At 73.6% G+C, this 26542-nt stretch carries 26 protein-coding genes; 14 read left to right on the forward strand and 12 right to left on the reverse strand.

Annotated features, from left to right (window positions below):
• Window positions 1–27: 27 nt before the first annotated feature.
• Both ACF09E_RS04955 and ACF09E_RS04960 read left to right on the forward strand, forming a co-directional pair.
• A complete protein-coding gene (locus tag ACF09E_RS04955) occupies window positions 28–555 on the forward strand; it encodes a pyridoxamine 5'-phosphate oxidase family protein (RefSeq protein WP_392203917.1) in 528 nt (175 codons plus the stop codon).
• A gap of 10 nt (window positions 556–565) precedes the next feature.
• Window positions 566–997 (forward strand): VOC family protein, encoded by a 432-nt coding sequence (locus ACF09E_RS04960; RefSeq protein WP_392203918.1) that lies wholly within the window; start codon window positions 566–568, stop codon window positions 995–997.
• A gap of 51 nt (window positions 998–1048) precedes the next feature.
• Here the strand turns inward: ACF09E_RS04960 and ACF09E_RS04965 are convergent, their stop codons facing one another.
• Together ACF09E_RS04965 and ACF09E_RS04970 are read right to left on the reverse strand one after the other, a co-directional pair.
• On the reverse strand, window positions 1049–1543 hold the full coding sequence (locus tag ACF09E_RS04965; RefSeq protein WP_392203919.1) for a GNAT family N-acetyltransferase: 495 nt from the start codon (window positions 1541–1543) through the stop codon (window positions 1049–1051).
• Window positions 1544–1696: 153 nt separating this feature from the next.
• Complete coding sequence (locus ACF09E_RS04970; protein ID WP_392203920.1) at window positions 1697–3058, reverse strand: glutamine synthetase family protein; 1362 nt, start codon at window positions 3056–3058, stop codon at window positions 1697–1699.
• A 247-nt stretch (window positions 3059–3305) separates the two neighbouring features.
• On the opposite strand from ACF09E_RS04970, the gene ACF09E_RS04975 reads away from it, so the two are divergent.
• From ACF09E_RS04975 to ACF09E_RS04990, 4 genes are all read left to right on the forward strand, one after another.
• Window positions 3306–3731, forward strand: coding sequence for a hypothetical protein (locus ACF09E_RS04975; RefSeq protein ID WP_392203921.1), 426 nt, complete (start codon window positions 3306–3308; stop codon window positions 3729–3731).
• Window positions 3732–3804: 73 nt separating this feature from the next.
• Entirely contained in the window at window positions 3805–4452 is a 648-nt protein-coding gene (locus ACF09E_RS04980) for a DUF3105 domain-containing protein (RefSeq protein ID WP_388799507.1), read from the forward strand.
• A gap of 98 nt (window positions 4453–4550) precedes the next feature.
• Window positions 4551–5129, forward strand: coding sequence for a DUF305 domain-containing protein (locus ACF09E_RS04985; protein WP_392204423.1), 579 nt, complete (start codon window positions 4551–4553; stop codon window positions 5127–5129).
• A gap of 132 nt (window positions 5130–5261) precedes the next feature.
• On the forward strand, window positions 5262–5681 hold the full coding sequence (locus tag ACF09E_RS04990) for a CBS domain-containing protein (RefSeq protein WP_361850209.1): 420 nt from the start codon (window positions 5262–5264) through the stop codon (window positions 5679–5681).
• Here the strand turns inward: ACF09E_RS04990 and ACF09E_RS04995 are convergent.
• On the reverse strand, window positions 5666–6496 hold the full coding sequence (locus tag ACF09E_RS04995; protein WP_392203922.1) for an alpha/beta fold hydrolase: 831 nt from the start codon (window positions 6494–6496) through the stop codon (window positions 5666–5668). The genes ACF09E_RS04990 and ACF09E_RS04995 overlap by 16 nt on opposite strands.
• The gene (locus tag ACF09E_RS05000; RefSeq protein ID WP_392203923.1) at window positions 6493–7281 is read right to left on the reverse strand and encodes a DUF998 domain-containing protein; all 789 of its coding nucleotides are present in this window, start codon (window positions 7279–7281) and stop codon (window positions 6493–6495) included. The genes ACF09E_RS04995 and ACF09E_RS05000 overlap by 4 nt, the downstream gene beginning before the upstream one ends.
• A 300-nt stretch (window positions 7282–7581) precedes the next feature.
• Here ACF09E_RS05000 and ACF09E_RS05005 point away from each other — a divergent pair, with 300 nt between their 5' ends.
• Entirely contained in the window at window positions 7582–9339 is a 1758-nt protein-coding gene (locus ACF09E_RS05005; RefSeq protein WP_392203924.1) for an NAD+ synthase, read from the forward strand.
• Here the strand turns inward: ACF09E_RS05005 and ACF09E_RS05010 are convergent.
• From ACF09E_RS05010 to ACF09E_RS05025, 4 genes are all read right to left on the reverse strand, one after another.
• Entirely contained in the window at window positions 9308–10546 is a 1239-nt protein-coding gene (locus ACF09E_RS05010) for an MFS transporter (RefSeq protein ID WP_361850202.1), read from the reverse strand. The genes ACF09E_RS05005 and ACF09E_RS05010 overlap by 32 nt on opposite strands.
• Window positions 10547–10729: 183 nt before the next feature.
• Window positions 10730–11755: an endonuclease/exonuclease/phosphatase family protein gene (locus ACF09E_RS05015; RefSeq protein WP_392203925.1), complete on the reverse strand. Its 1026-nt coding sequence runs from the start codon at window positions 11753–11755 to the stop codon at window positions 10730–10732.
• A gap of 202 nt (window positions 11756–11957) precedes the next feature.
• Window positions 11958–12641 carry a TetR/AcrR family transcriptional regulator gene (locus ACF09E_RS05020; RefSeq protein ID WP_388799483.1) on the reverse strand — a complete coding sequence of 228 codons (684 nt, stop codon included), beginning with the start codon at window positions 12639–12641 and terminating at the stop codon, window positions 11958–11960.
• A 115-nt stretch (window positions 12642–12756) separates the two neighbouring features.
• Window positions 12757–14511 (reverse strand): MFS transporter, encoded by a 1755-nt coding sequence (locus ACF09E_RS05025; RefSeq protein WP_392203926.1) that lies wholly within the window; start codon window positions 14509–14511, stop codon window positions 12757–12759.
• A 300-nt stretch (window positions 14512–14811) separates the two neighbouring features.
• On the opposite strand from ACF09E_RS05025, the gene panB reads away from it, so the two are divergent.
• The 3 genes from panB (at window position 14812) to ACF09E_RS05040 (ending at window position 17654) form a co-directional block, all read left to right on the forward strand.
• The gene (gene panB / locus ACF09E_RS05030; RefSeq protein ID WP_392203927.1) at window positions 14812–15675 is read left to right on the forward strand and encodes a 3-methyl-2-oxobutanoate hydroxymethyltransferase; all 864 of its coding nucleotides are present in this window, start codon (window positions 14812–14814) and stop codon (window positions 15673–15675) included.
• Between the two features lie 135 nt (window positions 15676–15810).
• On the forward strand, window positions 15811–16803 hold the full coding sequence (locus ACF09E_RS05035) for an ATP-binding cassette domain-containing protein (RefSeq protein WP_361850192.1): 993 nt from the start codon (window positions 15811–15813) through the stop codon (window positions 16801–16803).
• Window positions 16800–17654, forward strand: a complete 855-nt coding sequence (locus ACF09E_RS05040; protein WP_361850190.1) for an ABC transporter permease — start codon at window positions 16800–16802, stop codon at window positions 17652–17654. The genes ACF09E_RS05035 and ACF09E_RS05040 overlap by 4 nt, the downstream gene beginning before the upstream one ends.
• Window positions 17655–17705: 51 nt before the next feature.
• Here the strand turns inward: ACF09E_RS05040 and ACF09E_RS05045 are convergent, their stop codons facing one another.
• Window positions 17706–21038: a BTAD domain-containing putative transcriptional regulator gene (locus ACF09E_RS05045; protein WP_392203928.1), complete on the reverse strand. Its 3333-nt coding sequence runs from the start codon at window positions 21036–21038 to the stop codon at window positions 17706–17708.
• Window positions 21039–21152: 114 nt separating this feature from the next.
• Between ACF09E_RS05045 and ACF09E_RS05050 the strand changes: the two genes are divergently transcribed.
• Window positions 21153–21947, forward strand: a complete 795-nt coding sequence (locus ACF09E_RS05050; protein WP_392203929.1) for a site-2 protease family protein — start codon at window positions 21153–21155, stop codon at window positions 21945–21947.
• 84 nt (window positions 21948–22031) lie between these two features.
• On the opposite strand, the gene ACF09E_RS05055 is transcribed toward ACF09E_RS05050, so the two are convergent.
• A complete protein-coding gene (locus ACF09E_RS05055; RefSeq protein WP_148004375.1) occupies window positions 22032–22214 on the reverse strand; it encodes a hypothetical protein in 183 nt (60 codons plus the stop codon).
• A gap of 101 nt (window positions 22215–22315) precedes the next feature.
• Window positions 22316–23029: an NADPH-dependent F420 reductase gene (gene npdG, locus ACF09E_RS05060; protein WP_392203930.1), complete on the reverse strand. Its 714-nt coding sequence runs from the start codon at window positions 23027–23029 to the stop codon at window positions 22316–22318.
• 106 nt (window positions 23030–23135) lie between these two features.
• Between npdG and ACF09E_RS05065 the strand changes: the two genes are divergently transcribed.
• Together ACF09E_RS05065 and ACF09E_RS05070 are read left to right on the forward strand one after the other, a co-directional pair.
• Window positions 23136–23738, forward strand: a complete 603-nt coding sequence (locus ACF09E_RS05065; protein WP_361850182.1) for a hypothetical protein — start codon at window positions 23136–23138, stop codon at window positions 23736–23738.
• Window positions 23739–23937: 199 nt separating this feature from the next.
• The gene (locus ACF09E_RS05070; protein WP_392203931.1) at window positions 23938–25275 is read left to right on the forward strand and encodes an MFS transporter; all 1338 of its coding nucleotides are present in this window, start codon (window positions 23938–23940) and stop codon (window positions 25273–25275) included.
• 59 nt (window positions 25276–25334) lie between these two features.
• On the opposite strand, the gene ACF09E_RS05075 is transcribed toward ACF09E_RS05070, so the two are convergent.
• Complete coding sequence (locus tag ACF09E_RS05075) at window positions 25335–25574, reverse strand: hypothetical protein (protein WP_392203932.1); 240 nt, start codon at window positions 25572–25574, stop codon at window positions 25335–25337.
• 61 nt (window positions 25575–25635) lie between these two features.
• Between ACF09E_RS05075 and map the strand changes: the two genes are divergently transcribed.
• A complete protein-coding gene (map, locus tag ACF09E_RS05080) occupies window positions 25636–26493 on the forward strand; it encodes a type I methionyl aminopeptidase (RefSeq protein ID WP_392203933.1) in 858 nt (285 codons plus the stop codon).
• The last annotated feature ends 49 nt before the right edge of the window (window positions 26494–26542 follow it).

Raw genomic sequence — 26542 nt, forward strand, 5'->3', positions numbered from 1 at the left:
GCACGCGTGACGACGGAGGGAACGCCGATGAACCCGCAGAACCCGCGGAACCCGCGGAACCCGCGGACGGACCTCGACCCCCGGTACAGCGACGCCACGGCGGACCCGGCCCCCTGGGCGGAGGCCGAGGCGCTGCTCGCGGCGGCCGAGGTCTTCTGGCTGACGACCGTGCGGCCCGACGGGCGCCCGCACGTGACGCCCCTGATCGCCGTCTGGTCGGAGGGCGCGCTGCACTTCTGCACGGGACCGGACGAGCGCAAGGCCCGCAACCTGGAGGGCAACGGCTCGGTGGTCCTCACGACCGGCACGCCCTCGCTGGGCGGGGGGCTCGACCTCGTGGTCGAGGGCGAGGCGGTCCGGGTGACGGACGGCGACCGGCTCGCGGCCCTCGCCGGCGCGTGGGTCGAGAAGTACGGGGAGGAATGGCGTTTCGAGGTGCGCGACGGGGCGTTCCTCGGGGACGGTGGGACGGCCCTGGTGTTCGCGGTCGCGCCCCGCACGGCGTTCGGCTTCGCCAAGGGCGACCCCTTCGGACAGACCCGCTGGCGTTTCTGAGGAGATCCCCGTGAACTGGACACTGGAAGTGGTGCCGGTCCCCGTCACCGACATGGACCGGGCGAAGGAGTTCTACGCCGCCCGGTGCGGCTTCGCCGTCGACCTGGACACCGAGCCCGCGCCGGGGGTGCGGATCGTCCAGATCACCCCGCCGGGCTCGCGCTGCTCCCTCGCGCTGCTGAGCGGAATGCCCCCGATGCCGGACACGAAGGCGATGGCTCCGGGCAGCCTCCAGGGCCTCCAGTTCTGCGTGACGGACATCGAGGCGGCGCACGCGGAGCTCGCCGGGCGCGGGGTCGACGTCTCGGAGGTCCGGCACCTGGGCGACCAGGGCTGGACGGCCGGCCGGGGCGGCACCTGGAACTCCTTCATGACCTTCACGGACCCGGACGGCAACGGCTGGACGGTCCAGGAGGCGCCGTCGGACCTCTCGGAACGCTGACACCGGGGGCCGGGCCGGGGCCCGGTGGGCCGGCGGCCCGGCGGCCCGGACCTAGAAGCCCAGATAGAAGTGCCGGAGCTTCTCGTCCTCGGCCACGCGGCGCATCCCGGCGGCCTCCATCACCCGGTGGGAGGACGGGTTGTCCAGGTCGGCGTCGCCCTTCACCCCGGAGGCGCCGGCCCGGCGGGCGGCCTCGACGAGCGCCCGGAGCGCCTCGGAGGCGTAGCCCCTGCCGCGATGGGAGGGCACGAGTCCGTACCCCACGGTGACCACCCCGATCTCGTCGGGCGGTCCGTGGAACCCGATCCCGCCGATGGCGAGGTCCGAGCCCAGCAGCCGTATCTCGTACGCCCCGAACACCCCCGGGTCCCCGTCCTCCGCCCAGCGCCGCACGGCCCGTCCCGCGACGGCGACGTCGGCGACCCCCGGATACCCCTCGGCCCAGGAGCAGCCGGGCCCGGGCTCCCCGGCGACGACGGCCCCGGCCACCTCGGCGGTCAGCGGTTGCAGCACGAGCCGCGCGGTGGCGACGGATTCGATCTTCACGGCGCGAGTCTGGACCACCCGCCGGACCCCGGGCAACGGAATAGCGGGGGACGGCCCGCGGGCGGCCCCGTTGGTGGGAACGGCTCGGGGCCGGCGGTGCGCGACCGCCGGCCCCGAGGCCGAGTTCCGGGTGCTCCCCGCTCCGGCCCGCCCCTACAGCACCGGCAGGTTCTTCCGGAGCTCGAAGGCGGTGACCTCGGAGCGGTACTCCTCCCACTCCTGCTTCTTGTTGCGGAGGAAGAAGTCGAAGACGTGCTCGCCCAGCGTCTCCGCCACCAGTTCGCTCTTCTCCATCAGGGCGATCGCCTCGCCCAGGTTCTGCGGGAGCGGCTCGATGCCCATCGCGCGGCGCTCCGCGTCGGAGAGGGCCCACACGTCGTCGTCGGCGCCCGCCGGGAGTTCGTAGCCCTCCTCGATGCCCTTGAGGCCGGCGGCGAGGAGCACCGCGTACGTCAGGTAGGGGTTGGCACCCGAGTCGATGGAGCGGACCTCGACGCGCGAGGAACCCGTCTTGCCCGGCTTGTACATGGGAACCCGGATCAGGGCCGAACGGTTGTTGTGGCCCCAGCAGATGTACGAGGGGGCCTCGCCGCCCGAGCCCGCCGTGCGGGTCGAGCCACCCCAGATGCGCTTGTACGAGTTGACCCACTGGTTCGTCACGGCGGAGATCTCGCCCGCGTGCTTCAGCAGGCCCGCGATGAACGAGCGGCCGACCTTGGACAGCTGGTACTCGGCGCCCGACTCGTAGAAGGCGTTCCGGTCGCCCTCGAACAGCGAAAGGTGGGTGTGCATGCCCGAGCCCGGGTACTCCGAGAAGGGCTTAGGCATGAACGTGGCCTGCACGCCCTGCTCCAGCGCCACCTGCTTCATCACCAGACGGAACGTCATGATGTTGTCGGCCGTCGAGAGGGCGTCCGCGTACCGGAGGTCGATCTCCTGCTGGCCCGGCGCGCCCTCGTGGTGGCTGAACTCCACCGAGATGCCCATGGACTCGAGCATCGTGATCGCCTGGCGGCGGAAGTCCATGCCCACGTTCTGCGGGGTGTGGTCGAAGTAGCCCGAGTTGTCCGCCGGGGTGGGGCGGGTGCCGTCGAGCGGCTTGTCCTTGAGGAGGAAGAACTCGATCTCGGGGTGCGTGTAGAAGGTGAAGCCGAGGTCCGACGTCTTGGCCAGGGCCCGCTTCAGGACGTACCGCGGGTCGGCGAAGGACGGCGAGCCGTCCGGCATCAGGATGTCGCAGAACATCCGCGCGGTCCCCGGCGCCTCGGCCCGCCACGGCAGGATCTGGAACGTCCCCGGATCCGGCTTGGCGATCATGTCCGACTCGTATACACGGGCGAATCCCTCGATCGCCGAGCCGTCGAAGCCGATGCCCTCGTCGAAGGCCTGCTCCAGCTCGGCGGGCGCCACGGCCACCGACTTCAGGAAGCCCAGCACGTCGGTGAACCACAGACGTACGAAGCGGATGTCGCGCTCCTCGAGCGTACGGAGCACGAATTCCTGCTGCTTGTCCATTTCCACACCCATCCTCGCTGGTCAGGCCGCCTGCTCCCACCGCCTCGAGCACATCGGGGGGCACCTGAGCATCCCACCACATGGTTTCGCGCACGTTGCACACCCATACTGCCTGCTCGGGTGTGACTCAGGTAACGGGGGAAGGCGGCGTCCGGGTGTCGGTCCGCCCCCGCGCCGCCCGCCCGCCGGTACCGAGTGGTACCCCGTTCGGCCCACGGAGCCCCCGCGCCCACTACGATCTGCGCCCATGGGGGCCACACGGCTCGTACGCCCGTCCCAGCACGCGCGTCCCATGGCACTGGTGAGTGCCGTGGCGACGCTCCTCGCCGCGCTCTTCTTCTGTCTGGGCGCCGGTCCCGGGCCGGGCGGCCACCACGCGGACGCCGTTCCGCGGGCGACCGTGGGCACCGGTGCGACCGGCACCCCGGCCGCCGCCACCCGCGCGGCCGGCGGGACGGCCGTGGAGTACGTCTGCCCGTACGACCGCGGCGGCTGCTCCCTGTTCCCCTCGCTCTCCCCCGCGGTGCTCAGCGCTCCTCCGCTCGATCCGCCGCTGCACGCGGCGGACGGGCCGCCGCGCTCCGAGCCGGCGTCCGGCGACGGTGCCGCGCGCCGCTCCGGTGTCCGGCCGCGCGCGCCGGATCTGCACGTCCTTCAAGTTCTCCGGACGTAGCGGCGGCGGGCTCCCGCCCTCCGCACGTCCAGCCCCGAACTCCACCCCCTCCCTGAAGAAGGACGACACCACCATGGCCGCCAAGAGCTCCGCCAACGCCGACCGCCGCGCCCGAATAGAGGAGATGCGCCGCGCCGAGCAGGCCCGTGAGCGCCGCAACCGCCTCGTCACGATCGGCGTCTCGGGCGTCGTCGTCCTCGGCCTCGTCGGCTTCGGCACCTTCGTGCTGATGAAGAAGTCGGACGAGCAGGACCAGAAGGACGCGGCCGCGAAGGCCCCCATCACCGCCGAGAAGAGCTGGGACGCCGCGAAGCTCGGCCGCAACCACGTCGAGACGGCCGTGAAGTACGACATGAAGCCGCCGGTCGGCGGCGACCACCACCCGGTGTGGATGAACTGCGACGGCGTCGTCTACAAGAAGCCCATCGCCGAGGTGAACGCCGTGCACTCCCTCGAACACGGCGCCGTCTGGGTGACGTACAGCAAGAAGGCCTCCCCCGACGACGTGAAGAAGCTGGAGGAGAAGGTCGGCAAGACCAAGTACACGCTGATGAGCCCGGTCGACGACCAGTCCGGCGCCCTCATGCTGTCCGCGTGGGGCAAGCAGGTCACCGTGGACGACGCGAGCGACCCCCGCATCGACGCCTTCTTCACCAAGTACGTCCAGGGCCCGCAGACCCCCGAGCCGGGCGCCGCCTGCACCGGCGGGATCGGCCAGTGAGCCGGACCGGCGGGGACGACGGCGACCTCGCGCCGGCGACCTCGCCCCGGCGGCCCGACCGGACGCAGTGGGCGGCGGTCACGGCCGTCGCCCTCGCCCTGCTGTTCGCCGGGGGCGCCGTCACCGTCGCCTCCGCCGAGCGGGAGGAGGCGCCCGCGACACCCGGCACGCTCTCCGCGGACGCCGGCTTCGCCCGGGACATGGCGGTCCACCACCAGCAGGCCGTCGAGATGTCGTTCATCGTCCGGGACCGCACCCGGAACGAGGAGGTGCGCCGGCTCGCGTACGACATCGCCAACACCCAGGCCAACCAGCGGGGCATGATGCTGGGCTGGCTCGACCTGTGGGGACTGCCCAAGATCGAGTCCGGCGTCGAGCCGATGACCTGGATGGGCATGGGCGGCTCCGGCGACACCGGTCCGCTCGACGGCGCCCTCATGCCGGGCATGGCGACCAACGCCCAGCTGGACCGGCTGCGGAGGGCGAGCGGCCGCGAGGCCGAGGTCCTGTACCTGAAGCTCATGACCGAACACCACAGGGGCGGGGTCCACATGGCCGAGGGCTGCGTCCAGAAGTGCTCGGTGGACATCGAGCGCAACCTCGCCCAGGGCATGGTCGACGCCCAGAAGTCCGAGATGCTGCTGATGGCGGACATGCTCGCGAAGCGCGGCGCCTGACGGCCCGGACCGGGCCCCCGGTCCCCCACGGCCCCCGTGACCCCTGCGGTCGCGGGGGCCGTGGCGTACGCCGACAATGGAGGGGGCTCGGGGACGCACGTGTGACCACGTCCGAGGAAAGGTACCCACCCCATGACCACGGCGAAGGACATCATGCACCCCGGGGCCCAGTGGATCCCGGCACACGAGACGCTCGACCGCGCCGCGCAGATGATGCGCAACCTGAACGTGGGCGCGCTGCCCGTCGCCGACGAGAACGAACGGCTCTGCGGGATCGTCACGGACCGCGACATCGTGGTCGGCTGCGTGGCCATGGGTCACGACCCCTCGAAGATCACCTGCGGCGAGATGTCGAAGGGCACCCCCCGCTGGGTCGACTCTGACGCGGACGTCGGCGCCGTCCTGGAGGAGATGCAGGGCCACCAGATCCGGCGGCTCCCCGTCATCGAGGAGAAGCGGCTGATCGGCATGATCAGCGAGGCCGACCTGGCCCAGCACCTCTCGGACGAGCAGCTCAAGGGCTTCTGCGAGAGCGTCTACGCGCCTTCCTGACCGGAGCGCCGCGGGCTCAGGACCGCCCGCGCGACCGCCTCCGGGCGGTCCTTCATGACCAGATGGCCCGACGGCACGGCCGCCTCGTAGCGGGCGCCGAGCCGCCGGGCCAGCTCGCGCTGGCGCCGTTCCCAGCGCGCCGATCCCCCGGGGGCGGCGAGGACGGTGACGGGCAGGTCCGGCGGGAGGGGTTGCGCGGCGCGCAGCGCGAGGAGCCCCGCGGCGACGGCTCCGTAGTGGGCGTTCTCCAGGAGGACGCCGCGCAGGACGCGTGAGGTGCGGTAGACCCGGCGCACCAGGTCCGCGGGGGCCGGGTCGTGGGGCACGGCGGCGCGGCGCGCCGCGGGGCCGAGCGCGGCGGGGAGTCCGGCGGCGCACAGGACCTCGCCGAGGACGCGGGAGGCGGTCGCCGGGAACGCGCGCGCCCGGGGGTGCTCCTCCACCGACGTGTCCAGGAGCACGAGGGCGGCGGTCCGGTCCGGGTGGAGCCGGGCGAAGGCCTCGGCGTGGAACCCGGCGATCGAGTGGCCGACGACGGTGGCGGGGCCGGGGAGTCCCAGCGCGTCGAGCAGGGCGGCGATCCGGTGGGCCTCGCCGGCGGCGGTGGGCGGGGCCGCGGCGGGCTGGGAGAGGCCGTGCCCGGGACGGTCGAAGCGGACGAGCGTGCGGTGCGGGGCGAGGAGCGGGACGACGGGGTCCCAGTCGAACCAGCTCATCGCGAGGCCCGCGCTCAGGACGCAGACGGGGCCCGAGCCCTCGACGACGACGTGGTGGGCGACACCGCCGATCCGGACGAAGACCGGCCTGCCGGTCACCGCTCCTCCTCCGGCTCCGGGGCGGGCGGCGAGGTCACCAGGGAGTACGCCAGGACCGCGAGCCAGACCGCGACCAGGAGCACCTGGAGGCGCTGTCCGGCGCCGAGCGCCCAGGTGCCGCGGCCCGCCTCGAAGGCGGCGACGGCGGCGAGGGTCCAGACGGTGGCGGCGAGCTCCAGGGCGACGACGACGAGACCGGTGCGGGCGAGCGGCCGCCGGGGGCCGTACCGGCGGGCCGCCGCGGTCAGGGCCACGAGGGCGACGAGCGCGCCGGTCATGGCGAGACCGGAACTCACCGCGTGGGCCGTGTGGGTGGCGGGCACCAGCCCGGCGGCCTCGCGCGCGGCGCACGCGGGATCGACGGTGGCGGCGCAGCTGAGCGGGAGGCGGGAGTCGGCGACGGTGGCCGCGCCGAAGAGGGCGAGGGCGCCCCAGCCGAGGAGGGCCCAGGGCTCGCGGACGCGGCGTGCCCGGCCGGGCTCCGGGGTCGGCGTGCCCCCGGGCTCGGGCGGCCGGCGGTGCCCCGGGGCGGGGGTGGCGGCGGGGCGGGGGGTCCGGGTCCCGGCCCGCCCCAGGACGGCGCCGGCCAGGACCAGGGCGCCCGCCAGCAGGTCGGCGGCGCGGAAGGAGGTGCCGAAGGGCTGGTCGGAGGCCGCCAGTTCGGAGACGTAGGTCCGGACCGGGTCGAGGCCGGTCCGCAGCAGGGCTTCGAGGGCCCAGGCGGTGTACGCGAGCGCGCCGAGGGCCAGCAGGGCGGCCGAGGCGCGCGTCACGTTTCCGGGCATGGTGGGTCTGACGCTACGGCGTGCCGGAGGGTTGCCGTCGGCCGGGGTGGGCCGGGCCCTTCTGCCGGTCCGTCAGGGGTCGCCATGCGGGCCATGATCGACCGGGCGGGGCCGGGGCGTGCGGCGGACGCGCCGAGCGGACGGACCCGGTGCGCACACGTGGCCGCGTACAGGGCGCGCGCTGGTGGGCTCGTACGGGCGGTGCGTGTCGGGTGCGGGGCAGGGCCTCCGGGTCGCGGACGATGCGTTCCGGACCCGTTTCCCAGGACATCGCGTCGGTGTGACGATTACACTGGCCGGGTGCCTCAACTACGCCTCGCCCTGAATCAGATCGACTCGACCGTCGGAGACATCGCCGGGAACGCCGAGGCGATCGTGCACTGGACCCGGCACGCCGCCGGACAGGGCGCGCATCTCGTCGCGTTCCCCGAGATGGCGCTGACCGGATACCCCGTCGAGGACCTCGCGCTGCGCTCCTCGTTCGTGGAGGCGTCGCGGGCGGCCCTGCGCGGTCTCGCCCGCCGCCTCGCGGACGAGGGCTTCGGCGAGGTGGCGGTGGTCGTCGGCTACCTGGACCGCTCCGAGCGGGCGGAGCCCAAGCTCGGCCGGCCGGCCGGTTCGCCGGAGAACGCCGCCGCGGTGCTGCACCGGGGCGAGGTGGTGCTGCGCTTCGCCAAGCATCACCTGCCGAACTACGGCGTCTTCGACGAGTACCGCTACTTCGTCCAGGGCGACACGCTGCCGGTGGTCCGGGTGCACGGGATCGACGTGGCCCTGGCGATCTGCGAGGACCTGTGGCAGGACGGCGGCCGGGTGCCGGCGGCCCGGCACGCGGGGGCGGGGCTGCTGCTGTCGGTCAACGCCTCGCCGTACGAGCGGAACAAGGACGACACGCGTCTGGAACTGGTCGGCCGGCGGGCGCGGGAGGCCGGGTGCGTGACCGCGTACCTGGCGAGCACGGGCGGCCAGGACGAGCTGGTCTTCGACGGCGACTCGATCGTGGTGGACGCGGACGGCGAAGTGATCGCGCGGGCCCCGCAGTTCGTCGAGGGCAGCGTGCTCCTCGACCTGGAGCTGCCGGCCGCCGATCCCGAGGCGCCGGAGGGGCTGGTGAACGACGGGCTGACGATCGACCGCGTGGTCCTCTCGGCGGAGCCGCTGCCGGCGTACGAGCCGGAGCTGACGGGCGGTTACGCGCACCGGCTGGACGACGACGAGGAGGTGTACTCGGCGCTGGTGATCGGGGTCCGGGCGTACGCCGCGAAGAACGGTTTCCGCTCGGTGCTCGTGGGCCTCTCCGGGGGCATCGACTCGGCGCTCGTCGCCGCCATCGCCTGCGACGCGCTGGGTGCGGAGAACGTCCACGGGGTGTCGATGCCCTCGAAGTACTCCTCCGACCACTCGCGCGGCGACGCCGCGGAGCTGGCCCGGCGCACCGGGCTGCACTTCCGGACCGTGTCGATCGAGCCGATGTTCGACGCGTACATGGGGGCGCTCGGGCTCACCGGCCTCGCCGAGGAGAACCTCCAGTCGCGGCTGCGGGGCACGACGCTGATGGCGCTCTCCAACCAGGAGGGCCACATCGTCCTGGCGCCGGGGAACAAGTCCGAGCTGGCGGTGGGCTACTCGACGCTGTACGGCGACTCCGTCGGCGCGTTCGGGCCCATCAAGGACGTCTACAAGTCGACCGTGTTCCGGCTGGCGCGCTGGCGCAACCGGGCCGCCGAGGAGCGCGGCCAGACCCCGCCGATCCCGGAGAGCTCGATCTCCAAGCCGCCGAGCGCGGAGCTGCGCCCGGGGCAGGTCGACACGGACTCGCTGCCGGACTACGACACCCTGGACGCGATCCTCTCCCTGTACGTGGACCAGGACCGGGGCCGGGACGAGATCGTGGCGGCCGGGTTCGACGAGGAACTGGTCACGAAGACGCTGCGGATGGTGGACACGGCGGAGTACAAGCGGCGCCAGTACCCGCCGGGCACCAAGATCTCGGCGAAGGGCTTCGGGAAGGACCGGCGGCTGCCGATCACGAACCGCTGGCGGGAGACGACGGGCTGATCCGCCGGTCCGCGGTGGCGAGGGGGCTCTGCGCGACGACGCGCGAGGCCCCCTCCCCCGTGCCCCGGTCGCGGTCGAGCAGGCCGGCGACCGCGGCGATCGCGAGGCCCACCACCGTGAGGCCGGCGCCGACGAGCGTCGGCGAGGTCCAGCCCCAGCCCGCGGCGACGGCGGTGCCGCCCGCCCAGGCGCCGCCGGCGTTGGCGAGGTTGAACGCGGAGTGGTTGGAGGCGGAGGCGAGCGTCGGGGCGTCCTTGGCCTTGTTCATGACCAGCATCTGGAGCGGGGTGGTGGTCATGAAGCCGACGGCGCCGAGCACCACGACCGTGACCAGGGCCAGCCAGGGCACGTGGACGGTGAAGCGGAAGGCGACCAGCGCGAGGACGAGGGCGGCGAGGGAGCCGTACAGGGTCGGCCGGAGCGCCCGGTCGGTCAGCGGGCCCGCGGCGAGCGCCCCGCCGGTCATGCCGAGGCCGAAGAGGGCGAGGACGACGGTGACGGTGGAGTCCCCGAATCCCATCACCTCGGTGGTCATCGAGGCCAGGTACGAGTAGACGGCGAAGACGCCCGCGAAGCCGAAGACGGCGGTGAGCAGTCCGAGCAGCACCTGCGGGCGGCGGAGCGCGCGCACCTCGCGGCCGAGGCTCTGCCGCTCGTCCACCGGGACGTGGGGCACGAGGCGGGCGAGGGCGGCGACGGCGACCAGGCCGACGGCGGACACCACGAGGAAGGTGGCCCGCCAGCCGAGGTGCTGGCCGAGCAGGGTCGCGGCCGGTACGCCGAGGATGTTGGCGACGGTCAGGCCGAGGAACATGGTGGCCACCGCGCGGGCCTGCCGCCCCTCGCGCACCAGGCGGGCGGCGACCACGGCGCCGAGTCCGAAGAACGCGCCGTGCGGCAGGCCTGCGAGGACGCGGCCGGCGACCAGCCAGCCGAAGCCGGGGGCGAGCGCGGAGGCGAGGTTGCCGACCGTGAAGAGGGCCATGAGCAGGAGCAGCATCCGCTTGCGCGGGATGCGGGAGCCCAGGGCGGTGAGCAGCGGGGCGCCGACGACGACTCCGATGGCGTATGCCGAGACGAGGTGGCCCGCGGTGGGGACGGAGGTGCCGAGATCGTCGGCGACCTGCGGGAGCAGGCCCATCATCACGAACTCGGTGGTGCCGATGCCGAAGGCGGAGACGGCGAGCGCGAGCAGCGCCAGGGGCATGGGAGGGCCTTTCCTGAAGATAGTTCTTCTACGGAACAAAGGCTCTCAGATGTTTTCTTCCCGGCGGCCTCCGGGGCGTGAAGGGAAGGTTTCGCCCCGGGTCCGGCCGTCCCCGCCCATAGGCCCCGGTCGTCCGCGCCCGCGCGGCAGGGGCCCCGCCCGTACGCCGGGGGTCCGCTCCGGTCAGAGCTTCACGCGGGCGGCGAGCGGGAGGTGGTCGCTCTGCGTCTTCGGGAGGGCCCAGGACGACATCGGCTCGACTCCCCTGACCAGGATCTGGTCGATGCGGGCCATCGGGAACGAGGCCGGCCAGCTGAAGCCGAAGCCGTCGCCCGCCGCGCCCTGCGTGGAGCGGAGCTGCGAGGAGATGCCGTTGAGCGCGCGGTCGTTCATGGTGCCGTTGAGGTCGCCGAGGAGGATGATCCGCTTGTGCCGGTCCTCGGAGATGGCCTCGCCGAGGGCGTTCGCGCTGACGTCGCGCTGGTTGGCGGTGAAGCCGGCGTTCAGCTTGACCCGGACGGACGGCAGGTGGGCGACGTAGACGGCGACCTCGCCCGCGGGGGTGACGACGTCGGCGCGCATCGCGCGGGTCCAGCCCATCCGGATGTCGACGGGCTGAGCGTCGCGCAGCGGCAGCTTGCTCCAGAGTCCGACGGTGCCCTCCACCGCGTGGTACGGGTAGGCGTCCGCCAGGTTCTTCTCGTACGCCGGGACCATGTCGCCCTTGAGTTCCTCCAGGGCGATGACGTCGGCGCCGGAGGCGGCGAGCTCGCGGGCGGTGCCCGCGGCGTCCGGGTTGTCGGCGTTCACGTTGTGGGTCGCGACGGTCAGGTCGCCGCCCGGCTCGGACTTGTCGGCGACGAGGCCGCCGAAGAGGTTCAGCCACACCACGGCGGGCAGCAGCAGGGCGATCAGCGCGGTGGCGGAGCGGCGCAGCAGGGCGAGGACGAGGAGGAGGGGGACGAAGAGGCCGAGCCAGGGCAGGAAGGTCTCGGTGAGGCTGCCGAGGTTGCCGATCCGGTTGGGGATGTCGGAGTGGAGGACCATCAGCAGGGTGAGGGCCACCGCGAAGAGCGCGAGCAGGATGCCGCGGCGCCAGATCCCGGGGTCGCGGCGGAGTCCGCCGAGGGCGGTCCGGAAGCGGGAGGAGGCCGGGTGTCCGTCCCCCGCGCCGCCCTGCTCGGTCTCCGTCATGTCCACCCGCGCCATCGCCCGTCCTCACTGCCTTGCTGCCGTGCCGTCTTGCTGCCGTGCTCCGTGGCCCACGTCGACACTAGGGGATGACGGGACCGTCGTACGCCGGGTGGGACGACGGGCGGGGCGTGGCGGGTTCCTGCAGGTGGCGTCCCCGGGCGGGCTGTGACAGAACGCGCACATTCGGCCGGGTACGGTCCTGTGGTGCGGGCGATGGTCAGTCCCGGGGCCGCAGGCCGTCCATCACGGTATCGACGACCCGCTCCGCGAGGCCGGGCTCCAGGGAGGAGCCGGGGCGGATGACGGTGCGCAGCAGCAGCGGGCCCGTGAGGAGGTCGTTGACGAACTCGACGTCGAGGTCGTCGCGGATCTCGCCCAGTTCCATCCCGCGCCGGACGGTGTCCAGGCTGAGGCGGCGGCGCGGTTCGATGACGGTGTGGTGGTAGACCTCCCACAGCCGGGGGTAGAGCTGCATCTGCGCGAACGCGTTGTGGAGGAGGCTGGAGGTCCGCTTGGCGACGCCGCGTTCGCGCATCGACTCCAGGAGGACCACCAGGTCGCCCCGGACCGAGGTGCCGGACAGCACCGGGTCCGGCGGTTCCATGGTGCGGAGCAGGTCGACGAGGAGCTCTTCCTTGCCGGTCCAGCGGCGGTAGATGGTGGCCTTGCCGACGCCGGCGGTACGGGCGATCCGCTCGATGGACAGTTCGGCGAGCGGGACGCCGTCGTCGAGGAGCCCGACGACCGCGTCGAAGACGGCCTTCTCGACGCCCTCGCTGCGGGGCCGCCCGCGGCGGGCCCCGGCCGGGGCCCCCGCCGAACCGCCGGGCGATCCGCCGGTCGCGGCACCGTCGCTCTGGGTCTCCGGGATTCCGGGGGTCCCGCCGTCCTGCCGCGACACGTGCGCTCCACCTCTCGTTCGGGCCCTCGGGCACCACCGGCGCCTTCCGGCACAGCCGCCGCCCTCGGGCACCACCGCCGCCCTCGGGCTCCACCGGCGCCTCAGGCCTCGTGCCCTACCGTCGGGCCGATTCTCCCTCTTCGGAGGACGGGCCCGGCACCGAGCCCCGCCGGGCGTCGCCCGCCGGGCCGGTTCCGGGTGCCGCCTCGCCCGGTTCCGCCTCGCCCGGACCCGTTCCGTCCGGTCCCGGCCCGCCGGGTCCCGCGGCTCCCGGTCCGGGTGCGCCCGCGGTGCCCGCCGGCGTACGGCCGGGGAGGAACATCGCGACCACCGCCGCGCCGACCAGGCCGATCAGCGCCGAGGCGAGCGCCGTGACGTGCATGGCGTCCAGGAAGGCGTCGTACGCCGGGGCCACCAGGTCCCGGCCCGCCGGGCCGAGCTTCTCGGCGACCGCGAGCGTGGCCTCGACGGACTCGCCCGCGGCGCCCCGGAGGGCCTCCGGGACGGCGCCGAGGTGCCCCTCGATCTCGCCCCGGTAGGTGGAGGAGAGCAGCGAGCCGAGGACGGCGACGCCGAGCGCGCCGCCGACCTGGCGGAAGGTGTTGTTGATCGCCGAGCCGGAGCCCGCCTTCTCCCGGGGCAGCGCCTGCATGATCGAGACCGTGACGGGGGGCATGATGTGGGCCATTCCCGCGCCCTGGACGAAGAAGACGACCTCCAGGACCCAGACCGGGGTCGAGGCGTCGAAGAGGGCGAAGGCACCGAGGCCCAGGGCGACGAGCAGCATGCCGGCCGTGCAGACGGCCTTGGCGCCGAAGCGTTCGACGACGAGCCGCGCGCGGGGCGCGAAGACCATCTGCGCGACGGCCAGCGGCAGGATGAGCAGCCCGGATTGCAGGGCGCTGTAGCCGCGGACGCTCTGCAGGTAGAACGCGGAGAAGAAGGTCACACCCATGAGCGCGAAGAAGACGAGCGCGATCGCGGCGACGGCCGCCGAGAACGCGGGCCGCTTGAAGTAGCTCATGTCGATGGCCGGGTGGTCGCTGCGCCGCTCGTGGAGGACGAAGAGGACCAGGACGGCGAGGCCTCCGAGGACCGGGGCGAGGACGCTGAGCGCGGTGAAGTCGGCCAGTTCGCCGCCGCGGATGATCCCGTAGACGAGGAGGACGAGTCCCACGACGGAGAGCAGCACGCCGGGGAGGTCGATCCGGCCGGGCCGGGGGTCGCGGGAGTCGGGAACCAGCCAGATCATCAGGGCGAGGGCGAGGAGCACGACGGGCACGTTGACGAGGAAGATCGATCCCCACCAGAAGTGTTCGAGCAGGATGCCGCCGGTGATCGGGCCGATCGCGATGGCGAGGCCGACGCCGCCGGCCCATATGCCGATGGCCTTGGGCTGCTCGTCGCGCTCGAAGACGTTCATGAGGACGGCGAGCGTCGCGGGCATGACGAAGGCGGCGCCGAGGCCCATGACGGCGCGGAAGGCGATGAGCTCGCCCGGGGAGCCGGAGAACGCGGCGAGGGCGGAGCCCAGTCCGAAGACGGTGATGCCGAAGAGCAGCACCTTCTTGCGGCCGAGGCGGTCGCCGAGCAGGCCGGAGGTGAAGAGGAGGCCGGCGAAGACGAGCGTGTAGGAGTTGATCGCCCACTCCAGCTCGCTCTGCGTGGCGCCGATGCCGGTGGGCGCCGGGGAGGCGATCGTCTTGACGGCGACGTTCAGGATCGAGTTGTCGAGGACGACGATCAGCAGGCTGAGCATGAGGACGCCGAGGACGGCCCAGCGGCGCTTGTGGACGGCCTCGGGGACCCGGGGACCGGCGGGTCCCGGGGGTGCGGCGGGTGCGGGGGATGCGGAGGACGGCTGTGGCATGCCCACCACCCTAGGTCCATTTCGATACGAGACCGTCTCGTATCGAAACTTCTGACCGAGGCTTTACGTTGCGGGCCCGTGAACCGGGTTCACGGGCCCGTGGCGCCCGTGTCGCGGCCCCGTGAACCCGGGTGGCGCCCCGTGAACCCCCTGTCGCGGCCCCGTGAAGGCCGCCCCGGTACGCCGGTGTGAAGAGCGCCACTCCGGCCCACTTCCCCGCCCGCCCGGCGAAGTGCCACCATGGATGTGGTCCGGGGACGCCGTCAGGGCGCCTCGAGATGACACAAGGAGCCGTGCACCATGACGCTTCAGGCTGCCCAGAAACCGCCCTCCGACAGCGGCAAGGCGCTGTACGGCGGCAAGGGAACGCGCCGCATCACCGTCCACGACATCGCCGCCGCCAAGGCCCGCGGCGAGAAGTGGCCCATGCTCACCGCCTACGACGCGATGACCGCGTCCGTCTTCGACGAGGCCGGCATCCCGGTCATCCTCGTCGGGGACTCCATGGGCAACTGTCACCTCGGCTACGACACCACCGTGCCCGTCACGATGGACGAGATGACCCTGCTCTCCGCCGCCGTCGTGCGGGGCACGCGACGCGCCCTCGTCGTCGGCGACCTCCCCTTCGGCTCGTACCAGGAAGGGCCCGTCCAGGCCCTGCGCAACGCCACCCGGCTGGTCAAGGACGCGGGCGTCGGCGCGATCAAGCTGGAGGGCGGCGAGCGCTCCCTGCCGCAGACCGAGCTGCTCGTCCAGGCCGGCATCCCCGTCATGTCCCACCTGGGCCTGACCCCGCAGTCCGTGAACACCATGGGCTACCGGGTGCAGGGCCGCTCCGACGAGGCCGCGCACAAGCTGCTGCGCGACGCGAAGGCCGCGCAGGACGCGGGCGCGTTCGCGGTGGTCCTGGAGCTCGTACCGGCCGAGCTGGCCGCCGAGGTCACCCGCTCGCTGCACATCCCGACCATCGGGATCGGCGCGGGCGCCGGCACCGACGCCCAGGTGCTCGTCTGGACCGACATGGCCGGCCTCACCGGCGGCAAGGTCCCCCGCTTCACCAAGCAGTACGCCAACCTCCGCGAGACGCTCGGCGACGCCGCCCGCGCCTTCGCCGAGGACGTCCAGGGCGGGGCGTTCCCCGCCGAGGAGCACAGCTTCCACTAGTCCCGTCCGGGCCTGCTCGCGACAGGCCCCCACCGGCCACCGCGGCACCACCCGACAGCCCGCCGACATCCCCCATCGGCGGGCTGTCGGTCGTCTGTCGGTGGCTTGTCGGTGGCTGGTGGTCTAGTGGGGGCCATGACGCGATCACACACCAACGCCGTCGAGGTCCGGGGCCTCGTGAAGCACTTCGGCGCCACCAGGGCCCTCGACGGGGTCGACCTGGACGTGCGGGAGGGCACCGTCCTCGGCGTGCTCGGCCCGAACGGCGCCGGGAAGACCACCCTCGTCCGCTGCCTCTCCACCCTGCTCGTCCCGGACGCCGGGACCGCCACCGTCGCCGGGTACGACGTGGTGAAGCACCCCCGTCAGCTGCGCCGCACCATCGGGCTCACCGGCCAGTACGCCTCGGTCGACGAGAAGCTGTCCGGCTGGGAGAACCTGTACATGATCGGGCGGCTGCTCGACCTCTCCCGCGCCGACGCCCGCCGCCGCGCCGACGAGATGCTGGAGCGCTTCTCGCTCACCGACGCCGCCAAGCGGCCCGCCATGAACTACTCGGGCGGCATGCGGCGGCGGCTCGACCTCGCCGCCTCGATGATCGGCCGGCCCGCCGTCCTCTACCTGGACGAGCCGACCACCGGCCTCGACCCCCGCACCCGCAACGAGGTGTGGGACGAGGTCCAGCGGATGGTCTCCGAGGGCGTCACCGTCCTCCTCACCACCCAGTACATGGAGGAGGCGGAGCAGCTCGCGAGCGAGCTGACCGTCATCGACCGGGGCAAGGTCATCGCCAGGGGCGGAGTCGACGAGCTCAAGGCCAAGGTCGGCGGCCGGACCCTGAAGATCCGCCCGGTCGACCCGGACCAGCTGCCCGCGATGGCGGCCGCGCTCCGCGAGACCGGTCTGGACGGCGTCGCCGGCGCGACCGTCGTGCCCGACGAGGGCGCCCTGTACGTGCCGATCCTCACCGACCAGCAGCTGACCGCGGTCGTGGCGCTGCTCGGCGCCCGCGGCTTCGGCATCGCGCACATCGGCACCCACCTGCCCAGCCTGGACGAGGTGTTCCTCGCCATCACCGGTCAGAAGACCACCGTTTCCGACGAGATCCCCGAGGAGGTCGCGGCATGAGCACGACCACGGTCACCAAGTCCCCCGTCGGAGCCCCGGGTCCGGCGGCCGTACGACGGCCGCCCGTCGCCGAGGGCAGGATCGGCCTCCGCGCCAACCTGCGGCACATCGGCGCCCTCGCCCGTCGCAACGCACTCCAGATCAAGCAGGACCCGGAGTCGATGTTCGACGCCGTCCTGATGCCGATCATCTTCATCCTGCTGTTCGTGTACGTCTTCGGCGGCGCGATCGCCGGCAAGGGCAACAACGACGTCTACGTGAACTACGTGACGCCCGGCCTGATGGCGATGATGGGCATGAACATCGCGATGGCCGTCGGCGTCGGCATCAACGACGACTTCAAGAAGGGGGTCATGGACCGGTTCCGGACGATGCCGATCGCCCGGTCCTCCGTCCTGATCGCGAAGATCGTCGTCGAGGTCGGCCGCATGCTGATCGCCACCGCGATCCTGCTCGGCATGGGCTTCCTGCTCGGCCTGGAGATCCACACCTCGGTGCTGCACCTCTTCGCCGCCATCGGCCTCTCGATGGTCTTCGGAGCGTCCCTCATGTGGATCTTCATCCTGCTCGGCCTCACCCTGAAGACCGCCCAGGCCGTCCAGGGCATGGCGATGCTGGTCCTGATGCCGCTGCAGTTCGGCTCGTCGATCTTCGCCCCGACGACCTCGATGCCGGGCTGGCTGGAGGCCTTCACCGACTACAACCCGCTGTCGAACCTCGCCGACGCCGCCCGGAACCTGATCAACGGCGGCCCGGTCGCCCACTCCGTGTGGATGACCCTCGGCTGGGCCCTCGTGATCACGGTCGTCACGGCGCCCCTGGCGGTGACCAAGTTCCGCAAGAAGACCTGAGTCCGTCCGGGCCCGTCCGGCCGGAACCGGACGGACGGGCGCCACGGGGGTTCAGGACTCGGCGCGCTCACTGATCGCGTCGGCGGCGCGACCGAGCAGGGCGGCGGCCTCTTCCATCGAGAGGCCGCCGCCTTCGGCGTGGGCCGCCGCGAACTCCGCGGCTCCCAGCGCGGCCCGGCACAGTTCCGAGGCCCGCGCCAGGTTCTCCCGCTCCATCGGCGGGGCCAGGTGACCCGGCGGGACCAGGGCGTCCCTGGCCCCGAGCAGCACCGCCCCGGTACGCGCCCCCGGTCCGCCGAGACCGGCCAGCGCCCAGGCCGCGACGACCAGATGGACCCCGGGCATCTGCGGGGCGACCATCATCGACAGCGCGCCGAGGGACCTCCGGTACGCCTCCGAGGCGAGGGCGAGAGCGGATTCGTACCGTCCGTCGAGGTCGTCGAGCCAGCCCAGGCTGCCGAGCGTGAAGCCCTCGAAGATGGAGAGCGTCTCGGATCCGAACTCCCCCCGCAGCGCGTGCAGGTGCTCGCGGGCCTCGGCGGTGCGACCGCTGCGGCCGAGCGCGAGGGAGAGGAAGATGCGGGCTCCGAGCAGGGGTTCGTGACCCCAGAGGTGGCCGGCGTCCACGATCTCGCGCAGGATGGCCTCGCCCTCGTCGAGCCGGCCCGTCTCGACGAGCGTTCCGGCGTACCGGGCGCGCAGGAGCGCCGTCTGCGCCTGGGCGCCGATCCGTTCCGCGTGGCCGATGGCGGCCTCGAAGTCCGCGGCCGCGCCCTCGAACGAGAGCCGCCGCTCCTGGGCCTCCGCGCGGGAGGAGAGCGCCTCGGCGGCGCCCCAGGAGTCACCGAGCCGCTCGAAGAGGGCCAGGCTCTCGTCGGCGTCGGCGATCGCCTCGACGGCCCGGTCCCCCCGGTTGGCGAGCATGTTGGCCCGCAGCTGGAGCGCGTTGGCGAGCTCCCAGTCGTAGCCGTAGAGGCGGCAGGCGTCGACGGTCGCGTCGAGCAGCTCGCGCAGCCGGCCGGCCTCGCCGATCATGAGGACCGCGAAGACGCCGAAGGAACCGGGCAGCCGGCAGGTCTGGGGCAGGCCGGGCGAGTAGACGCCGGTCATCTCACGCAGCCGGCGGACGCCGTCGGGGCTGGTCCACCGCCCGGTGTCGTGGTCCATGTTGAGGAGTTCGACGAGCCGCACGCCGCGCCGGGCCTCCCAGCGCTGCTCCTCGGAGAGCGGCGGCGGGGCGGCCGTGCACGGCTCGTGCAGGGGGACGACGGGGGCGGCGGGCGGGGTGAACGGGTCGGGGCCGAGGGCGGCGACCGCCCGGGCCCAGGACAGGGCGTCGGTCCGCAGGTCGCGCATCTGCCAGTACCAGAGCAGGGAGTGGACGAGGACGAGGGCCTCGTCCTCGTCGCGGGCGTCGACGGCCCGGCGCAGGGCGGTGCGGAGGTTGCCGTACTCGCGCCCGAAGCGGGCGACGGCCTCGACCTGGCCGGAGCCGCGGAGCTCGGGATCGGTACGGCGGGCGAGCTCCCGGTAGTACGTCAGATGGCGCCGTTCGACCGCCGCCCGCTCCCCGGCCTCGTCGAGCCGCTCCCCCGCGTACTCCGCCACGGTCTCCAGGAGGTGGAAGCGCATCCCCTCGTCCCCCGGGCCCGCCACCACGAGCGACTTGTCGACCAGCGTCCCCAGCAGGTCCAGGACGTCGAGCGCGCCGTCCGTCCCGCCGTCCGTGCAGACCGCCTCGGCCGCCGCCAGATCACAGCCGCCCGTGAAGACCGCGAGCCGTCGCAGCACCGCGTGCTCGACCCCGTCGAGCAGGTCCCACGACCAGTCGACCACCGCCCGCAGCGTCTGCTGCCGCGGCAGCACCGTCCGCGCGCCCGACGTCAGCAGCCGGAACCGGTCGTCGAGCCGGTCCGCGATCTGCCGCGGCGTCAGCATCCGCAGCCGGGCCGCGGCCAGCTCGATCGCCAGCGGCAGGCCGTCGAGACGGCGGCAGATCTCCTCCGCCGCCCCGGGGTCCTCGCCCACGGTGAACCCCGGCCGCGCCGCCGCGCCCCGCTCGTCGAGCAGGCGCAGCGCCATGCCCGCGGGCAGCGGGCCCAGGGGCCGTACCAGCTCCCCCGGCACTCCCAGCGGCTCGCGGCTGGTCGCGAGGACCCGGAGTCCCGGGCAGCGGGCGAGCAGGGTCTCGGCCAGCGCGGCGGCGGCGGCGACCACGTGCTCGCAATTGTCGAGGAGGACCAGCATCCGGCGCCCGGAGCAGTGCTCGACGAGCCGGGAGAGCGGGTCGTCGCCGGCCCGGAGCTCCTCGGCTCCCGCGCCCCGCAGGACGGTCTCGCGGGCGCCGAGGGCCGCGAGGACCGCCTCGGGGACGGCCTCGGGGTCGGTGACGGGCGCGAGTTCGGCGACCCAGACCCCGTCCGGCCACGCCTCGGCGGCGCGCTCGGCGGCCTCCTGCGAGAGCCGGGTCTTCCCGGCGCCGCCGGGCCCCAGCAGGGTGACGAGGCGGGCGGTGCGCAGGTCGTCCCGGAGGGCGGCGATCTCCTCGTCGCGGCCGACGAAGCTGGTGAGCCGGGCGCGCAGATTGCCCCGGGCGGAGGGCTCCTCGCGCCGTGCCGGGGGCTGCTCCCTCCGGGGCTCCGGGGCGGGCTCCGGCGTCCGCGGCCCCGCGAGCAGCTCCGCGTGGAGGGCGCGCAGCGCGGGCGACGGGTCGGTGCCGAGGCGGGTGGCGAGCGCGCGGCGGACCGTCTCGTACGCGGCGAGGGCCTCGGCCGCGCGTCCGGTGTCCCGCAGGGCCCGGATCCGCAGGGCCTGGAGGATCTCGTCCAGGGGGTGGGCGGTGCAGAGGGCGGTCAGTTCGGGGAGGGCCGCGGCGGCCCCGCCCAGTCCGAGGGCGGCGTCGAGCGCGGCGCGGCGGACGTCGAGGCGGCGGGCCTCCCAGCGGGGGGCCTCCGTCTCCCGGTCGGGCAGGTCGGCGAGGGCGGGCCCGCGCCAGAGCGCGAGGGCCTCGTCGAGGAGGCCGGCGGCCCGCGCCGGGTCCCCCGCGCCGAGTGCGGCGACGCCCTCGGCGGCCAGCCGCTCGAAGCGGCGGGCGTCCACGTCCTCGGGGCGGGCGTCGAGCCGGTAGCCGCCTTCGGCGGAGACGATCCGGTCGCGGCCGAGGGCCTTGCGGAGCCGTCCGACGAGGGCCTGGAGCGCGGCGACGGCGTCGGCGGGCGGCTGGTCGCCGTGCCACACCTCGTGGACGAGGTCCGGTACGGGCACCGTACGGCCGGCCCGCAGGGCGAGGACGGTGAGCAGCGCACGGACCCGCGGGCCGCCGACGGCCACGTCGGTGCCGTCGGGGGTGCGGGCGAGGGTCGGGCCGAGGACGCAGTAGTGCACGGGCCCATTCTCCGCGAGTGGGGCCCCGTCTCCGGAACTCGGCCCGTCACCCGGTACGTTTCCCGCACGTCGGGCACCTGAGGGTGCCACCTCCGTCCCCTGGGAGCTCCCGCGATGACCACGGCCACCGACCGGCGCCACGAGCGGCGGATCAGCCCCGTCTTCCTGGCGATCCTCGCCGTCATGGCCGTGACCGGCTGGGCGGTGTGGACGGACTTCGCCGCCCTGCCCAGTCTGGCGGTCTTCCTCTTCGTGACCTCGGCGTGGGTGGTGTCGCTCTGCCTGCACGAGTACGCGCACGCCCGTACGGCGCTGCACGGCGGTGACATCACGGTCGGGGCGAAGGGCTATCTGACCCTGAACCCGCTGGCGTACACGCACGCCGTCCTCAGCATCGTCCTGCCGGTGCTGTTCGTGATCATGGGCGGGATCGGTCTGCCCGGCGGCGCGGTCTTCATCGAGCAGGGCCGGATCAAGGGGCGCTGGAAGCACAGCCTGATCTCGGCGGCGGGCCCGCTGGCGAACGTGCTGTTCGCGCTGGTCTGCACGGCCCCGTTCTGGCTGGGGGCGCTCGACGGTGTCCCGACGGTCTTCCAGTACGCGCTGGCCTTCCTGGCGTTCCTCCAGGTGACCGCGGCACTGCTGAACCTGCTGCCGGTGCCGGGTCTCGACGGGTACGGGATCGTGGAGCCCTGGCTGTCCTACAAGGTGAAGCGGCAGATCGCGCCGTACGCGCCGTACGGCTTCTTCATCGTGATCGCGCTGCTGTTCGTGCCGGCGGTCAACGACGGCTTCTTCGACGCGATCGACGCGCTGATGCGGTCGCTCGGGGTGCCGGAGCTGTCCCGCTACTGCGGTTCGCAGCTGTTCCGGTTCTGGCAGGAGACGCCGGACTTCTGCCAGGCCTGACGCCGGGCCGCCCCGGCGGGACCGGTCCGCGGATCGGTCCGCGGGATCGGTCCGCGGGGCCGGTCCCGGGGGCCGCGGGATCGGCTACGCCTCGGCGGCGGCCTTCTCGACCTTCGCGCGGCGGACGTAGTACCAGGCCATGTTGGAGGAGAGGCCCGCGATGAGGACCCAGACGACGCCGAGGAAGCTGCCCTCGACGAAGGAGACGACGGCCGCGGCGACGGCCAGGGCGCAGACCACGAGGGCGTAGAGGGCGAGGCGGGGCATGGGGGTCGGCTCCTGTCCGGGTACGGCTGCTGTGCCCGTCCAGTGTCCCCCATGCCCGCCGTCCGGCCGGGACCGGCTCGGAGGTCGGCCCGGAAGACGGCTCAGACGTCGGTGACGCGGAGCCCGGCGTGCGCCTTGTAGCGGCGGTTGACGGAGATCAGGTTGGCGACGAGCGACTCGACCTGGTGGGCGTTGCGCAGGCGGCCGGCGAAGACGCCGCGCATGCCGGGAATGCGGCCGGCGAGGGCCTGGACGATCTCGACGTCGGCGCGCTCCTCGCCGAGGACCATCACGTCCGTGTCGATCTCGTCCAGGGAGGCGTCCTGGAGGAGGACCGCGGAGAGGTGGTGGAAGGCGGCGGCGACGCGGGAGTCCGGAAGGAGCGCGGCGGCCTGCTCGGCGGCGGAGCCCTCCTCGGGCTTGAGCGCGAAGGCGCCCTTCTTGTCGAAGCCGAGCGGGTTGACGCAGTCGACGACGAGCTTGCCCGCGAGCTCCTCGCGCAGCGACTCCAGGGTCTTGGCGTGTCCGTCCCACGGCACGGCGACGATCACGATGTCGCTGCGGCGGGCGCATTCGGCGTTGTCGGCGCCCTCGACGCCGTGGCCGATCTCCCCGGCGGCCTGCCGGGCGCGGTCGGCGGCGCGGGAGCCGATGATCACCTGCTGTCCGGCCTTGGCGAGCCGGTACGCCAGGCCGCGGCCCTGGTCGCCGGTGCCGCCGAGGACGCCGACGACGAGGCCGGAGACGTCGGGAAGGTCCCACGGGTCCTTGGGGGCGGCCTGGGGCGCGGGGGTGCTGGGGGTCGAGGAAGTCATGGGCCCGACCCTACCGAGCGGTCGGCGCCGCCGGGACGGCTCCCGTACGGGTGAACCGGACGCGACCGGCCCCGCGCGCGCCCCCGTCGGGTCGAGGATGCGGGGCATGGATGCCGTACGGGTCGCGTTGCTGCGGGAGGTCCTCGCCGGGACGGAGTGGCCGCGGGCGGCCCGCCGGTTCGCGGGCGCGCTCCGGTCCTCGGTCGTCCCGCACCGGGGCGGGCTGCTGCTGGTCGGCACGGAGGAGTACGAGCCCTGGCACCTGGCGGCCCATCTGGTCGACGAGTCGACCTGGTCGGGGATCCCGGAGCTGGCGCCGACGCTGGTCCGGCACCGGGTGCGGCCGGGGGATCCGGCGCACCTGGCCGTGGGGCTCGGCCGACTGGAGGGCGCGGGGCGGGGGGCGACGCTGCTGATGGTGGCGCCGGACCGGCCGGACGCGGGGCTGCTCCAGCGGGTGCACGACGCCCGCCGGGCGGGGGCGACGGTGCTCTCGCTGGACGGGGGCGACGAGGAGGTGCGCGGGCTGGCGCACGAGACGCTCACGGTGGCGGCGGGATCGGAGGTCGACCTGGACACGGTGCAGCACCTGGTGAGCGCGGCGGCCGGGGAGAACAGCCTGCCGTCGGCGCGCGGGAACCGTCGGTTCCGCGACCGGCTGTCGGGGCTCGCGGACCGGCTGACGGCGCCGCCGCCGGCCCGCTGGTAGGCGCCGGGGCGGGACCGGGGCACGGACGCCCGTCGGGGGGCCGCCCCCGGCGGTCGCGGCGGGCCGGGGCGTCGCGGCGGGCCGGGGCGTCGCGGCGGGCCGGGGCGTCGCGGCGGGCCGGGGCGTCGCGGCGGGCCGGGGCGTCGCGGCGGGCAAATGAAGTTGCCTTCTCCACCCTATGGCCGGAGCATGACCCTTCGTGTCCTCTGTGCGTTCCGTGTTCTCCAAGGTCTCCAGGATCTCGGCCCTTCTGCCCGATACCGCCCCCTGGCGCGAGTCCCGCGACTTCCGCCTCCTCTGGGTCCAGGGGCTCGTGACCTTCTTCAGCAGTGCGATGGCGATGATCGCCCTGCCGCTGCAGATCAAGGAGCTGACGGGCTCGCCGCTCGCGGTCGGCGCGATGGGCGCGGTGGAACTGGTGCCGCTCATCGTGTTCGGCCTCTACGGCGGGGCGCTCGCCGACGCGGTCGACCGGCGGCGGGTCATCCTGTGGACCGAGGCGGGCCTCGGGCTGCTCGCGGGACTCCTGCTGGTCAACGCGCTGCTGCCGGAGCCGATGCTCTGGCCGCTGTACGTGGTCGCGGCCGGCGTATCGGCGCTGGCGGGTCTCCAGCGTCCCGCGCTCGACTCGCTGTTCGCCCGGATCGTGCCGCACCGGCACCAGACCGCGGCCGCCGCGCTGAACTCACTGCGGTGGCAGATCGGCGCGATCGCGGGCCCGTCGATCGCGGGCCTGGTCGTGGCGTACGCCGGTCACGCGCCCGCGTACGGGGTGACGATCGCCGGTTTCGCGGTCTCGGTCCTGATGTGCCGCCGGCTCTCACCCGCTCCGCCGGCCCACGACGCGGAGAAGCCCTCGCTGCGGGGCATCGCGGAGGGCGCGCGGTACGCCTGGTCGCGGCCGGTGCTGCTCGGCACGTACGCGGTCGACCTCGCGGCGATGTTCTTCGCCTTCCCGAACACGATCTTCCCGTTCCTCGCGGACGAGCTGGACGCGGACTGGTCGCTGGGCCTGATGTACGCGGCGGGCTCGGTCGGCTCCCTGGTCCTCGGTCTGACCAGCGGCTGGACCGCCAAGGTGCGGCGGCACGGACTGCTCGTGGCGGGGGGTGCCGCGGGCTGGGGCCTGGCCATCGCGGCGGCCGGCTGGTTCGGGAACATCTGGCTGGTCCTGCTCTGCCTGGCCTTCGCCGGGGCCGGGGACATGCTGAGCGGGCTCGGGCGCTCGACCATCTGGAACCAGACGATCCCCGAGGAGCTGCGCGGCCGGCTGGCGGGCATCGAGGTGCTCTCGTACAGCGTCGGGCCGCAGCTCGGTCAGGTCAGGGCGGGCGCGATGGCGGGCTGGACCGGCACCCGGTCGGCGGTCTGGACGGGCGGCGTGGCCTGCGTCGCCTCGGTGGGCCTGCTCTGCCTGGCGCTGCCGAAGCTGCTCACGTACGACTCCGACACGGACGAGGACTCGCTGCGGCGCAAGGCGCAGCAGGAGGCGGCCGCCCGGGAGACCGCGGAACGGGAGGAGGCCGGGACCGCCTGAGCGGTCCCGGCCGGTCCCGTGGCCGGGCCCCTTCCGGGTCCCGGCCGGTCGGACACGGACTAGTCCGCCGGGTCCTGCGTCCCCGGCCCGCCCGCCTTGTCGTGCCAGCGCGGGTCGGTCTCCCACTCCAGGTTCCGCTCACGGGCGGTCTCCATCGCGTGGGCGGCCTCCTCACGCGTGGCGTACGGGCCGAATCGGTTCTTCGCCGGGCAGTCGGGGCCCTCTTCGACCTTCTTGTGCTCCAGGCAGTAGTACCACTCGCCCGGTTTGCCCGCGGTGCGCTTCTTGAACAAAGCCATCGTCTTCGGCTCCTTCCTCTGAGATCATGCTGCCCCAGACCCGGTCGTTAGACTCGCTGACATGTCTGGCCAGTCGCTTCTCGTCCCGGGGGAGCTCTCCCCCCACCGTTCCGTTCCGGGCTCCATCCGCCGCCCCGAGTACGTGGGGAAGCCCGCCCCGGCCCCGTACGACGGGCCCGAGGTGCAGGACTCCGACACCATCGAGCGGATGCGGGTCGCCGGCCGCATCGCCGCGCAGGCGATGGAGGAGGCCGCCAAGCACATCGCCCCGGGTGTCACCACCGACGAACTCGACCGGGTCGCGCACGAGTACATGTGCGACCACGGCGCCTACCCGTCCACGCTCGGCTACCGCGGCTTCCCCAAGTCGCTGTGCGCCTCGATCAACGAGGTCATCTGCCACGGCATCCCGGACTCCACCGTCCTGCGGGACGGCGACATCGTGAACCTCGACGTCACGGCGTTCATCGACGGCGTTCACGGCGACAACAACGCCACCTACCTCTGCGGCGACGTCGACGAGGAGTCGCGCCTGCTCGTGGAGCGGACCCGGGAGGCCCTGAACCGGGCCGTCAAGGCGGTGAAGCCGGGCCGCCAGATCAACATCATCGGGCGGGTCATCGAGTCCTACGCCAAGCGCTTCGGCTACGGCGTCGTGCGCGACTTCACCGGGCACGGCATCAACTCGTCGTTCCACTCTGGACTGATCGTCCCGCACTACGACTCGCCCCACCACACCACCGAGATCAAGACGGGCATGACCTTCACCATCGAGCCGATGCTGACGCTCGGCACCCACGACTACGACATGTGGGACGACGGCTGGACGGTCGTGACCAAGGACCGCAAGCGGACGGCCCAGTTCGAGCACACGCTCGTCGTGACGGAGACCGGGGCGGAGATCCTCACGCTGCCCTGAACCGGCACAGACCCCTCGAAATCGGCGCGGACCCCGGACGGGTTCGCGC

This window comes from Streptomyces sp. NPDC014891, assembly GCF_043081085.1.
Classification (GTDB): domain Bacteria; phylum Actinomycetota; class Actinomycetes; order Streptomycetales; family Streptomycetaceae; genus Streptomyces.

Bases quoted from the DNA above. Each gene is read 5' to 3' on its own strand.
- ACF09E_RS05065 (WP_361850182.1), top strand. From the start codon at position 23,136: ATGGATGCCGTACGGGTCGCGTTGCTGCGGGAGGTCCTCGCCGGGACG.
- ACF09E_RS05050 (WP_392203929.1), top strand. From the start codon at position 21,153: ATGACCACGGCCACCGACCGGCGCCACGAGCGGCGGATCAGCCCCGTC.
- panB (WP_392203927.1), top strand. From the start codon at position 14,812: ATGACGCTTCAGGCTGCCCAGAAACCGCCCTCCGACAGCGGCAAGGCG.
- ACF09E_RS04955 (WP_392203917.1), top strand. From the start codon at position 28: ATGAACCCGCAGAACCCGCGGAACCCGCGGAACCCGCGGACGGACCTC.
- map (WP_392203933.1), top strand. From the start codon at position 25,636: ATGTCTGGCCAGTCGCTTCTCGTCCCGGGGGAGCTCTCCCCCCACCGT.
- ACF09E_RS04970 (WP_392203920.1), bottom strand. From the start codon at position 3,058: ATGGACAAGCAGCAGGAATTCGTGCTCCGTACGCTCGAGGAGCGCGAC.
- ACF09E_RS04990 (WP_361850209.1), top strand. From the start codon at position 5,262: ATGACCACGGCGAAGGACATCATGCACCCCGGGGCCCAGTGGATCCCG.
- ACF09E_RS05035 (WP_361850192.1), top strand. From the start codon at position 15,811: ATGACGCGATCACACACCAACGCCGTCGAGGTCCGGGGCCTCGTGAAG.
- ACF09E_RS04980 (WP_388799507.1), top strand. From the start codon at position 3,805: ATGGCCGCCAAGAGCTCCGCCAACGCCGACCGCCGCGCCCGAATAGAG.
- ACF09E_RS04975 (WP_392203921.1), top strand. From the start codon at position 3,306: ATGGGGGCCACACGGCTCGTACGCCCGTCCCAGCACGCGCGTCCCATG.
- ACF09E_RS05010 (WP_361850202.1), bottom strand. From the start codon at position 10,546: ATGCCCCTGGCGCTGCTCGCGCTCGCCGTCTCCGCCTTCGGCATCGGC.
- ACF09E_RS05015 (WP_392203925.1), bottom strand. From the start codon at position 11,755: ATGGCGCGGGTGGACATGACGGAGACCGAGCAGGGCGGCGCGGGGGAC.
- ACF09E_RS05000 (WP_392203923.1), bottom strand. From the start codon at position 7,281: ATGCCCGGAAACGTGACGCGCGCCTCGGCCGCCCTGCTGGCCCTCGGC.
- npdG (WP_392203930.1), bottom strand. From the start codon at position 23,029: ATGACTTCCTCGACCCCCAGCACCCCCGCGCCCCAGGCCGCCCCCAAG.
- ACF09E_RS05075 (WP_392203932.1), bottom strand. From the start codon at position 25,574: ATGGCTTTGTTCAAGAAGCGCACCGCGGGCAAACCGGGCGAGTGGTAC.
- ACF09E_RS05055 (WP_148004375.1), bottom strand. From the start codon at position 22,214: ATGCCCCGCCTCGCCCTCTACGCCCTCGTGGTCTGCGCCCTGGCCGTC.
- ACF09E_RS05040 (WP_361850190.1), top strand. From the start codon at position 16,800: ATGAGCACGACCACGGTCACCAAGTCCCCCGTCGGAGCCCCGGGTCCG.
- ACF09E_RS05025 (WP_392203926.1), bottom strand. From the start codon at position 14,511: ATGCCACAGCCGTCCTCCGCATCCCCCGCACCCGCCGCACCCCCGGGA.